This is a genomic window from Luteitalea sp., assembly GCF_022842525.1.
Classification (GTDB): Bacteria; Acidobacteriota; Vicinamibacteria; order Vicinamibacterales; family Vicinamibacteraceae; genus Luteitalea.
The window spans coordinates 1-10,735 of sequence record NZ_JALHPM010000204.1 but is presented as its reverse complement, the minus strand read 5'-3'; the positions used below and the strand labels follow the sequence as shown (position 1 = coordinate 10,735).

Below are 10,735 nucleotides of genomic sequence, written 5' to 3'. Positions count from 1 at the left end.
GGGCGGCCGCGGCGATCGCGGCGCCGACCGCCACCCACGCCAGGCGGAGCGCCGGCCACACGCTCGCCGCGAGGCCAAGCGCACCCCAGCACGCGACGGCAACCATCAGAGGCGGAGCCGGCAGGAGCACGAGCGCTCAGTCCCTGGGGGCTGGCACGTGCGTGAGCACGCCAGCGATCACCGTGTCGACGTCCTGGCCGTCGAGTTCGGCGTCGGCCGACAGCGTGAGGCGATGACGCAGCACCGCCGGCGCGCAGCGCTTGACGTCGTCGGGCGTCGCGAAGTCGCGGCTGTCGAGGACCGCCATGCCCCTGGCCGCCCGCACCAGCCCGATGCTCGCCCGTGGGCTGCCGCCGGACACGACGCCCGGTGCCTGACGTGTCGCACGAGCGATCGCGACCGCGTAGTCCAGCACGCGGTCCTCCACGAGCACCGTCGCGGTCGCCTCCTGCAGCGCCACGACATCGTCGGGCGTCAGCACGGGCTGCAGGTGGTCGAGATTCAGGTCGGCGCCGGTGCGATGGTGGGTCACGGCGCGCGTGAGGGCGCGTTCCTCGTCGGCCGAGGGGTAGTCGATGCGGATACGGAACAGGAACCGGTCCAGCTGGGCATCCGGCAGGGGATAGGTGCCCTCGTGCTCGATCGGGTTCTGCGTCGCGATCACCAGGAACGGTCGCGGCAGTGGTCGAGAGGCGCCCTCGAGGGTCACCTGCCGCTCCTGCATCGCTTCGAGCAGCGCCGCCTGGGTCTTGGCCGGGGCCCGGTTGATCTCGTCGGCGACGAGGATGTGGGTGAACACGGGCCCTTCCCGCGTGATCACCCGCTGCGATCCCGGTTCGAGCACGGCGTGGCCGACGATGTCGGCGGGCATGAGGTCGGGCGTGAACTGCACGCGCGACACCCGGCCGTCGATGGCTCGCCCGAGGGCGCGCGCCAGAAGGGTCTTGCCCAGGCCGGGCACGCCTTCGATGAGCACGTGCCCGTCGCAGAGCAGCGCCGCGAGCACCTCATCGATCACCTCGTGCTGGCCCGCAATCACGGACCGCAGGTGGGTTCTCACGCGGAGGATGGCCTCGGAGGCCTGGGCAAGGGACATGTCGTTCATGCGCGATGGAGGCGACGCCACAACTGCTGGAGTCGCTGGAGAGTCGTGAGGAGTTCGTGACCGTTCGACGGGCGTGCGTCGAGGGCGTGGCGGTCGGCAGCGCGTTCCTGCCAGGGTTGGTGTCGCAGCCGTTCACCGACGACGTGCTGGGCCATGGCGGCAAGCGTCACGTGCTGGCGATCGTGGAGGAGGAAGCGCCCGAGCGCGACGACGTGCTCGCGCAGTTGGCGACGTTCCGGCGCCGGTGGGAGCCACATGGGCCCCCGACGAGGCCACACCCGCCACAAGGCGAGCAGGGCGAGGATGGCCGCGGCCACCAGCACCGGCCAGCCTCGTCGCGCGACCTGCCCGGGCAGCAGCGCCGGTTCGGGAATCGCCGTGAACAGCAGCGGGGCGTCCTCGAGGTTCGCGAGATCCCACAGCAGCGAGGCGTGCGCGTGCTCGCCGATCTGGTCGTTGGTCCACAGATCGGCCAGCCCCGCGACGACCAGCACACGGCCGCGATCTCGTCGGATCTCCGCCAGCGCCAGCCCGCCGGCGCCATCGCCCACGCTCCACGCGGCCGGTGACGCCAGCAGGAAGCCCTCCTGCGCGTCGATGCGATACGTGTCCGTCTGCCCCGGCAGGTGGACGTCGACGACGCGGCGCGCCGCGGGGGCGTCGGTCACCATCGTGTCCTGCGGGATCGGTCGCCGTCGACGGACGCCGAGGGCGTCGGAGAGCGGCGATCCGTCCATCCCCGGCGACAGCACCAGGATTCCGCCACGCGCGACCCAGGCCCACATCGCCTCTCTTGCCGCGATCGAGAGGTCCACGGCGGACTCATCCAGCCAGAGCATCGCAGGGACGGGCAGCGACACGTCGGCGGTGAGGGTCACGGTTCGTGGCTCCACGCCGCCCTCGGCCAGCAGGCGTTCGAAGGCCAGCCTGGGCTGTCGGCGTACCTCCGCGGAGGCACCGCGACGCACCGTGACCGGCACACGCTCCACGAAGCGGCGCCCGACCACGACCACCAGCACCACGGTCAGCACGGCGAGCACCGCCACCACCACGCCGCGATTCACGACGGCCCGCCGGAGAAATGGTGCGCGTAGGTGTCACACAGCGCGAGGGCCTGGTCGCGCGACGGCCACCGCCGCGCGTACGCCGCGGCCTGCCACGCCCGCACGAGGGCACGGAGGGCGTCGTCGGTCTCCTGCGGGACCCGGCCGCGTGCGCGACACAGACACTCGGCTTCCGTGTCACCGGGGTGCACGTCGAGCCAGCCGCGATCGGTGGCCGCCGCCAGCGCGCCGGCGTACAGCAGGGCCAGGGCCTCTACCATCCGCCCCTGGTCGATGGCCACGCGGGCACGAGCGCCAACGTCGGGCCGCGACGCGCTGGCGAGGGCCTCCGCGTCGTAGTGCACAGCGACGGTCTCGTCGGCTGGCGACTGGCGGCGTCGATTGGTGCGTGCGCGCAGGGCCAACCTCGCGAGCCAGAGCACGGCCACTGCGCCGAGCCCCCACATGCCGAGACGCAGTGCGCGGGCGAGGGCGGGGAGCCGTTCGACCATCCAGAGGAACCACGGGGAGGGCTCACGTGGCTCGATGGGGGCCATCGGTCGCAACTGCCACTGCTGAATCGTCTCGGTGCGCCCGAACTCCGTCTGCTCCAGGATGTGCCGCACGCTCGCCTGCGGGTCGAACGGCACGGACTCGTCCTCGGGGTCCTCCTCGTCCTCTTCTTCTTCGTCCTCGACGTCGACGGCTTCGTCGACGGCATCGCCGGGGGCGGTCGTCGTCTCCACCATCCCGGACGGAACCGGCTCCTGATGCGCGCGAGCCTCGCGCGGGGCGGCACCCACGACCAGCGCGAGCACCACCAGCCCCGTCGTCGCCACCCGGCGGGCGAGGTCGCGCAGCACGACCTCGATGTCCCAGGCTTCGAGGTCCGTGCGGCGGCTGATGTAGAGACCGAAGACGGCGCCGGTGACCCACGGTGCCACGAGGGCATCGGCCAGCACGGCGACGAGTGCCCACGTGCGCGCCTCCCGAAGTGGCAGTGGCGCCACGCCGGCGCCCCACTCCTCCAGTGCGGCGCCGGTCGCATCCGGCAGCAGCGACAGGACCATCGCGATGATGGCCACGGCCAGCAGCACCGTGGCGGCCACCCCGACGACCGTGCACGAGGCGGCCGCGCCCAGCCCCTCGCGCGTGAGCACCCGTACGCGGTCGCGCGCCGCGCGTCCTCGCAGTCCCTCGAGATGCCAGACGGCGAGCCAGATGGTGCGGACCGGACTCAGGCGTCGCCACGTCAGGCTCGCGAGCCAGGGACCGGGCGCACGCACACCCTGGGTGAACACGGTGGCCAGGGCCTCGCGCAGGCCGACCTCGCGCGAGAACGTGCGGCGCGCCAGGATGTCCAGCAGCACGCGCTCGGCCCACGGTCGCAGCCACCAGACGACGAGCGCGGTGGCGACCGGCCGGGGCGTCACGGCCACGAGGACGAGCGCCGGCGCCAGATACGCGAGTGCCCACGCGCGGGCCAGCGGGCGCACCCACGTTCGCGTCAGCTCGAGGCCGAGGTCGGCGGCCTCCCAGTCGTTGCGGGGGCGCAACACCACCGCGAGCGCGTCACGCGGCATCGCGGCCCGCTCGAACGAAGTACAGCACGGTGAGCAGCCACAGACCGATCCCCACGGTGTACTTGATCGACGGCGACACCCCGCGCAGCGGCGACCAGAACGCTTCGACGATGGCGGCGAGTGCGGTGAGCAGGGCAGCGCCGATCAGCAGGGGGACGGCGCGTCGCGCCTCGAGCGCGAGCGCATGGCTCCGCGGCCACACGCCCGGGGCCAGCAGACCGCGCCCGAGCATCAGCCCGGCCGCGCCCGACAGCACGGCGCCCACCAGCTCGAAGGCACTGTGGCCCGCCACGAACGACCAGAACGGCGTCCCGAAGCCCACCGCCGTCACATGACCGGCGGCCGCGCCGATCACGCAGCCGTTGACCAGCAGGAAGAACACGCTCCCGGCGCCGAAGAGGATGCCGCCGGCGAAGCACTGGAAGTCGATGCGGACGTTGCTGGCGATGTAGAAGCCGTACATCAGCCAGTCGTCGGCGGCGTCGCGCCCACGCTGCACCGCATCTGCCGGGTCGTACATGGCCTCGATCTGGGCGCGTTCGCGGGCATCGAGGAAGAGGTCGGCGGTGGCGGGCATCAGCACGACGAGTGCGGCGACCAGAAGGAGTGATCCGAGCAGGAGGAGGGCAGCGGCACCGACGAGCCGGTGCTCGTCACGCACCCGCTGGGGCAGGTCGTGCGTGAGGAAGCGGCGCCAGGCGAACGCCGGGCGCCCAGCGGCGCCGTAGATCGCCTGGTGTGCCGCGAGGACGCGCGTCTGCAGCGTCGCAACGAGCTCCGGCGAGTACTCGCGATCCTGCGCCACGGCGAGGTCGTGGCACAGGCCGCGGAACTGCGCGGCGAGCGCGTGTCCGTCGTCGTCGGCCGACGCGCCCGCCTGGCGCGCCGTCAGCCATCGGTCCCACCACCCCCATCGGTCCTGCCGATGGACGACGAACTGGTGCTCGCGGAGCACCGTGCTACCGCTGACCCTCCGCCGCCGTCGCGGTGACGGGACGCGGCGCGGGCGAGACGCCGCCCTTGACGTGCGTGTCGAACCAGCCGACCCACTGCTCGAGGCGGTGACGGCGATAACTCGGGCGCGTGATGCCGTGGAACTGGCCCGGATAGATGATCAGCCGCGTCGTCGTCCCGACCGACTTCAGGCCCTGGTACATCTGCTCGCTGCCGATGGCGGGCACGTTGAAGTCCTTTTCACCGGCCATGAACATCGTCGGCGTCTTGATCTGGTCGATCTTGAAGAACGGATAGGACACCTTCATCCAGCGATCCATCGTCTTCCAGGGCTGACCCATCTCGGTCTCGTACTGCACGATGTACTGGTCGGTCCCGTACATGGTCAGCTGCAGCGAGCTGCCGGCACCGCTGACGGCGCCCTTGAAACGCGGGTCCGACGCGATCGTGTAGTTGGTCAGGATGCCGCCGTAGCTCCAGCCACCGATGCCGAGCCGCGCCGGATCCGCGATGCCTTCCTTGATGGCCCAGTCCACGCCGGCGAGCAGGTCCGCCACTTCCTTGTTGCCCCAGTCGCCGAAGATGGCCGACTGGAAGGCCTGGCCGCGGCCGTGACTGCCGCGATAGTTGACCTGCAGCACGGCGTAGCCGTTGGCGGCGATCCACTCGCGATCGACGTTGAAGCCGTACGAGTCCTGGCCGTTCGGCCCGCCATGGATGTGGAGGATGAAGGGCAGGCGATTGGCTGTCGTCACCGCCGGGGGCAGGGTCAGGAGGGCCCCGATGCGCACGCCCTCCTTGTTGGTGAACTCGACGGGCTTCACCGTGCCGAGCGTCAGTTCCTTCGCCATCCAGTCGTTGTGCCCGGTCAGCTTGCGCAGCGTGCCGCCATCGAGGGCGTAGATCTCGTCCGGCTGCCGTGCCGAGCTCACGGTGACCGCGAGGTGGTCGTCGGCCGGGCTGTCGGCGAGCGACCGCACCACCTGCTGACCGCTGGTGATGCGCGTGATGGCGCCACCGCGCGCGGCCACCGAGGCGACGTACTGTTCGCGGTCGTCGGTGACCACGAAGGTGATGCGCGAGCCGTCCCGAGACCACACGGCATCGGAGACCGGGCGGTCGAGCGACGGCGTCAGCAAGGTCGGCCGGCCGCCGGCCACCGGCACGATCGCCATGCGGTACTGCTCATAGGCGTCGTACCGCGGGTCGCCACCCTCCATGAAGAGTAGCGTCGCACTGTCGGGGCTCCAGGCGAGCGGCTCGCTGTGGCGGGCCGTGTTGGTGCTGACCTGCCGCGGCGTGGCTCCGGCGCGCGACTCGATGACGTACACCTCGCGGAGCGAGCTCCGCTCTCGCGCCTCCGACCGTGCGCTGATGAAGGCGATGTGCCGGCCGTCGGGCGACCACGTCGGCGCGGAGTCGTCGTAGGGCCCCGAGGTCAGCGGCGTGGTGCGCTTCGCGGCGATGTCGTAGAGGTACAGGTGGGTGCGCAGCTTGCCGTCCACGTACCCGACGCCATCGCGCTTGAACTTGAAGGTCTCGATCTCGATCGGCTTCGGTGCCTTGTCCGGCTTGTCGTCGTCGGCGGTCGGGTCGACGTCGCGGGAGGTGACCACCAGGCGGGCGCTGTCGGGCGACCAGGCATAGCCGCTGACGCCGCCAGCCACGTCGGTGAGCTTCTGCGCTTCCCCCCCGAGACGGCTCAGCGTCCACACCTGCGACTTCTTCTTCTCGTCTGCGCGCAGGAACGACAGCCACTTGCCGTCCGGACTCCAGCGTGCGGCTGACTCGGCGTCGGGGGTGGACGTCAGCCGGATGCGGTCGCTGCCATCCCACTTGACCATCCAGATGTCGGTGTCGCTCTTGTCCTTGGCCACATCCACCGTGCTCGCGGCGTAGGCCACCCAGGCACCGTCTGGCGACCGCTGCGGATCCCGCACCGAGATGATCCGGTCGACATCGGCCACCACGATCGGGCGGGGCGCTGCCGCGGGCTGGGCCGCGGCACCTGCGGCGGGCGTTGTCGGCGACGTCACCTGCGCCGCCAGCGGGGCGGTGGTCACGAGCAGGAGCACACCAGCCAGCCACGGGCGGCGCACGAGCAGCGAGGAGGTCATCGGCGATCGGTCCTTTCTGAGAACCCCAGCATTGTCGCTCAACTGCCCGTCCCGTTGGCCGCGTCGGCCAGCCTCCGGACATTCGGGCGGGGGCGCCTGGCCCGGCGCGCGATAAGATCCCCGGCGTGCAGTCACGAACCTTCGTCGGCCTCCTGCTTGCCGCGCTGACCGTGGCGACGGGCGCAGAGGCCCAGACGCGTCGCCGGCCTGCCGGAGCGGCCCCGCCGGCCGCGGGCGTCTACACGACGACCCGTCCGCCTGCCGCCCTCGAGAACAAGCAGGTCGTGCTCGAGACCACGATGGGCACCATCGTGCTGCAACTCGACGCCACCGCGGCGCCCAATCACGTCGGCTTCCTGCTCGATCAGGCCGAGGCCGGGGCGTACGACGGCACCGTCTTCCATCGCGCCGTGCCGCTCGGCATCCTCCAGGGCGGGGATCCCCTGTCGAAGGACCCGTCGAAGACGACGCTGTACGGCACCGGTGGCCTGAACCGCCTGAAGCGCGAGCCGAACGCACGCCGGCACGTGCGCGGGGCCGTGGCCGCCGTGTTGCAGCCGAACCGGCCCGACAGCGCCGGGGCGCAGTTCTTCATCTGCCTGACGGACCAGCCGGGGCTCGACGGGCAGTTCACCGTGTTCGGCGAGGTCGTCGAGGGGCTCGAGGTCGCCGAGCAGATCTCGCAGACGCCGCTCGACACCGCCGGGCGCCTCACCACGCGAGTCGTGATCACGAAGGCGACGGTGCGCGAGACGCCGCCGCCGGTCACCGCGGCCTTCGCCGACACGACGGTCGAGGAACTGGCCGCGTATCGCGCCACCCTCCGCACCACGGTCGGCGACATCGTCATCGGCTTTGCCCCGGACGTGGCGCCCGGACACGTGCGCAACTTCCTGCGTCTGGCCCAGCTCGGGGTGTACGACGGCACCGGGTTCCACCGGGTCGTGCCGCGATTCGCGGTCCAGGCCGGCGATCTGTCGTCGCGCGCGGCGCCGCTGACCCAGGTGCAGCGCCGGGTCGTCGGCCCGGTGAAGGGCGAGTTCAATCCGTTGAAGCACGAGGCGGGCGTCGTGAGCATGGCGCGGGGGGACGACCCCGACAGCGCGAGCACGTCGTTCTTCATCTGCACGGCACCGGCGCCGTCGCTGGATGGCAAGTACACGGCATTCGGTCGTGTGCTGCAGGGGATGGACGTGGTGACGGCCATCGAGCAGGCGCCGCTCGATGGTGAGGCCCCACGCACGAGAATCGGGATCACGACAGTGACATTGACGAAGGGCGCGCGGTGAGCCACGCGAACGACACGACCAAGAAGAAGAAGGTCGACTACGGCAACGCCTGGGAAGAGGCCAAGGGGCTCATCTGGAAGAGCCGGGCCCGCCTCAGTCTCGGGCTGAGCCTGATGCTCGTCAACAGGCTCGTCGGCCTCGTGCTGCCGGCCTCCACGAAGTTCCTCGTCGACGATGTCATCGGCAAGGGCCAGGCGCAGCTGCTGTGGCCGCTGGCCGGCGCCGTCGCCGCCGCGACACTCGTCGAGGCGGTCACCTCGTTCACCCTGTCGCAGGTCCTCGGCGTGGCCGCGCAGGGCGCCATCACGGAGATGCGCCGCTCGGTGCAGGCGCACGTGGCCCGGCTGCCCGTGCGCTACTTCGACACCGTCCAGACCGGCGTGCTGATCTCGCGCGTCATGTCGGACGCCGAGGGCATCCGCAACCTCGTCGGCACCGGCCTGGTGCAGCTCACCGGCGGTGTGCTTACGGCCATCATCGCGCTCGGCGTGCTGTTCTACCTGAACTGGCAGCTCACGCTCGTGATGATCGTGGTGCTCGGGGCCTTCGGCGTCATCATGGCCATCGCCTTCAAGCGCCTGCGGCCGCTGTTCCGCGAGCGCGGCCAGATCAACGCCGAGGTCACCGGCCGCCTGTCGCAGTCGCTCGGCGGCATCCGCGTGGTGAAAGCCTACACGGCCGAGAAGCGTGAGGAGATCGTCTTCAGCAAGGGCGTCCACCGCCTGCTGCGCAACGTCGCGCAGTCGATGACCGGCGTCTCCGCCACCACGGCGCTCGGCACGCTCATCATCGGCGTCACCGGCGTGATCATGATCACGATCGGCGGCCGGGCCATCGTCGCCGGCACGATGTCGCTCGGCGACTTCATCATGTACATCTTCTTCACCGGCCTGGTCGCCGCGCCGATGATCTCCATCGCGTCGATCGGCACGCAGATCACCGAGGCCTTCGCCGGCCTCGATCGCATCCGCGAAATCAAGAAGATGGCCACCGAGGATGCCGACGACGTCAATCGCCGGGCGCTGACCGACGTCCAGGGCCGCGTGACCTTCGACGATGTGTGGTTCGAGTACAACCCCGGCGTGCCGGTCATCAAGGGCGTGTCCTTCGACGCGCCGGCCGGGTCGACCACCGCGCTCGTGGGGTCGAGCGGGTCAGGCAAGAGCACGCTGATCAGCCTCGTCATGGCCTTCAACCGGCCGACCTCCGGTCGCCTGCTCATCGACGGGCAGGACCTCGAGCAGTTGCAGCTCTCGAGTTACCGCGCGCAGCTCGGCATCGTCCTGCAGGAGAACTTCCTGTTCGACGGCACCATCGCCGACAACATCCGGTACGCCAACCCGCACGCGTCGATGGACGACGTCGTCGCGGCAGCGAAGATCGCCTACTGCGACGAGTTCGTCGACGGCTTTGGCGACGGGTACAAGACGGTGGTGGGGGAGCGCGGCGTCCGCCTGTCGGGCGGCCAGCGCCAGCGCGTCGCCATCGCCCGGGCCATTCTGGCCGACCCGCGCATCCTGATCCTCGACGAAGCCACCTCCAGTCTCGACAGCGAGAGCGAAGCGAAGATCCAGGAAGCGCTGCGGTCCCTGCGTCGCGGGCGCACCACCTTCGTCATCGCGCACCGCCTCTCGACCATCCGCAGTGCCGATCAGATCCTCGTGATCGAGGACGGCTCGGTCGCCGAGCGGGGCACCCACGCGGAACTGATGGCGCTCGACGGCCGGTATCGCCAGCTGCACGACCGGCAGTACGCGGTCGAACTCGATCGCTTCATCAACCCGGGCGAAGACTTCACGCCGGAACCCGCCGCCGCAGCGACCGCCAGCGCGCCCCGGCGGTAAGGTCTCGGCAGTCCCGTCGGCCATGGAGTTGCGCGCTCGAGCACGGGAAGGCCGATGGGGCGGGCGTTTGCTGGGCGCCGTGATCGCCGGGTGTGCGCTGGTCCTGGCCCTCGCCCTCCTGGTGCCCGCGGCGGTCGTCATCCGGGTCGGCGAGCCCGGGGGACTCGTGCCGCCGATGCTCTCGGGCGTGTACGAAGCCGAACGCAACTACGGACACCCGATGCGCTGGACGGATGGCCGTGCCCGCCTGCGCTGGCCCGGGCGCTTCGCGGCCGATCCCGCCGCAGTGGTCGTCACCCTGGCGGGCTTTCCCGGCCGGCACCCCGACCACGTGGAGGTTCGCGTCAACGGGCACGTGTCGCGTCATCCCGTGACGATCGACTACACCGATGTGCGCGTCGAGTTGCCCGCGCACGTGCGCACCCCCCTCGACATCGCCATCACGAGCCTCACGACCCTCCGGCCGGCCGACGGACGCGCGCTGGGCGTGCGGCTCGAGGCCGTCACCGTCGAGACCCGTCCCCTCATCCAGCGCCTCGCGCGAGTGGACGGCACGGCAGGCGTGCTCCTGCTCGGCGGCGCCGCGTGGCTGATTGGGGGATGGGCGGCCGGCGTCGGCGCGTCGCGGACCCGGCGGTGGCGCAGCGCGCTGCTGGCCTGGTGCGTCGTGACGCTGCTGGCTGCGGTCCTGGCGCCCACCGCCATGCGCAACGACACGTGGACCATGACCCTCCCTGTCGTGCTCGGCGTGTGCACCGTCGTCCTGCTCGGCCGCGCCGGTCATGCCCCCGTCGTCGCTG

At 71.1% G+C, this 10,735-nt stretch carries 8 protein-coding genes; 3 read left to right on the top strand and 5 right to left on the bottom strand.

Annotated features, from left to right (window positions below; translation table 11 throughout):
• Positions 1-136 precede the first annotated feature (136 nt).
• From Q0C41_RS26365 to Q0C41_RS26345, 5 genes are read right to left on the bottom strand one after another with little or no spacing between them, the layout of a single operon-like run.
• Positions 137-1,105 carry a MoxR family ATPase gene (locus Q0C41_RS26365; RefSeq protein WP_291989081.1) on the bottom strand — a complete coding sequence of 323 codons (969 nt, stop codon included), beginning with the start codon at positions 1,103-1,105 and terminating at the stop codon, positions 137-139.
• The gene (locus tag Q0C41_RS26360; protein WP_291989078.1) at positions 1,102-2,169 is read right to left on the bottom strand and encodes a DUF4350 domain-containing protein; all 1,068 of its coding nucleotides are present in this window, start codon (positions 2,167-2,169) and stop codon (positions 1,102-1,104) included. Before Q0C41_RS26360 ends, Q0C41_RS26365 begins: the two co-directional genes overlap by 4 nt.
• Complete coding sequence (locus tag Q0C41_RS26355; protein WP_291989076.1) at positions 2,166-3,731, bottom strand: DUF4129 domain-containing protein; 1,566 nt, start codon at positions 3,729-3,731, stop codon at positions 2,166-2,168. Before Q0C41_RS26355 ends, Q0C41_RS26360 begins: the two co-directional genes overlap by 4 nt.
• Positions 3,721-4,686 (bottom strand): stage II sporulation protein M, encoded by a 966-nt coding sequence (locus Q0C41_RS26350; protein ID WP_291989074.1) that lies wholly within the window; start codon positions 4,684-4,686, stop codon positions 3,721-3,723. Before Q0C41_RS26350 ends, Q0C41_RS26355 begins: the two co-directional genes overlap by 11 nt.
• A gap of 4 nt (positions 4,687-4,690) precedes the next feature.
• Positions 4,691-6,802, bottom strand: coding sequence for a S9 family peptidase (locus tag Q0C41_RS26345; RefSeq protein WP_291989072.1), 2,112 nt, complete (start codon positions 6,800-6,802; stop codon positions 4,691-4,693).
• A 125-nt stretch (positions 6,803-6,927) separates the two neighbouring features.
• Here Q0C41_RS26345 and Q0C41_RS26340 point away from each other — a divergent pair, with 125 nt between their 5' ends.
• The 3 genes from Q0C41_RS26340 to Q0C41_RS26330 form a co-directional block, all read left to right on the top strand.
• Positions 6,928-8,091: a peptidylprolyl isomerase gene (locus Q0C41_RS26340; protein ID WP_291989070.1), complete on the top strand. Its 1,164-nt coding sequence runs from the start codon at positions 6,928-6,930 to the stop codon at positions 8,089-8,091.
• Positions 8,088-9,935: an ABC transporter ATP-binding protein gene (locus Q0C41_RS26335; protein WP_291989068.1), complete on the top strand. Its 1,848-nt coding sequence runs from the start codon at positions 8,088-8,090 to the stop codon at positions 9,933-9,935. The genes Q0C41_RS26340 and Q0C41_RS26335 overlap by 4 nt, the downstream gene beginning before the upstream one ends.
• Before the next feature lie 79 nt (positions 9,936-10,014).
• On the top strand, positions 10,015-10,735 hold a 721-nt coding region (locus Q0C41_RS26330), incomplete at its 3' end, for a hypothetical protein (RefSeq protein WP_291989066.1).

Coding starts and splice junctions, on each gene's coding strand:
- Q0C41_RS26365 (WP_291989081.1), bottom strand. CDS start 1,105: ATGAACGACATGTCCCTTGCCCAGGCCTCCGAGGCCATCCTCCGCGTG.
- Q0C41_RS26355 (WP_291989076.1), bottom strand. CDS start 3,731: ATGCCGCGTGACGCGCTCGCGGTGGTGTTGCGCCCCCGCAACGACTGG.
- Q0C41_RS26345 (WP_291989072.1), bottom strand. CDS start 6,802: ATGACCTCCTCGCTGCTCGTGCGCCGCCCGTGGCTGGCTGGTGTGCTC.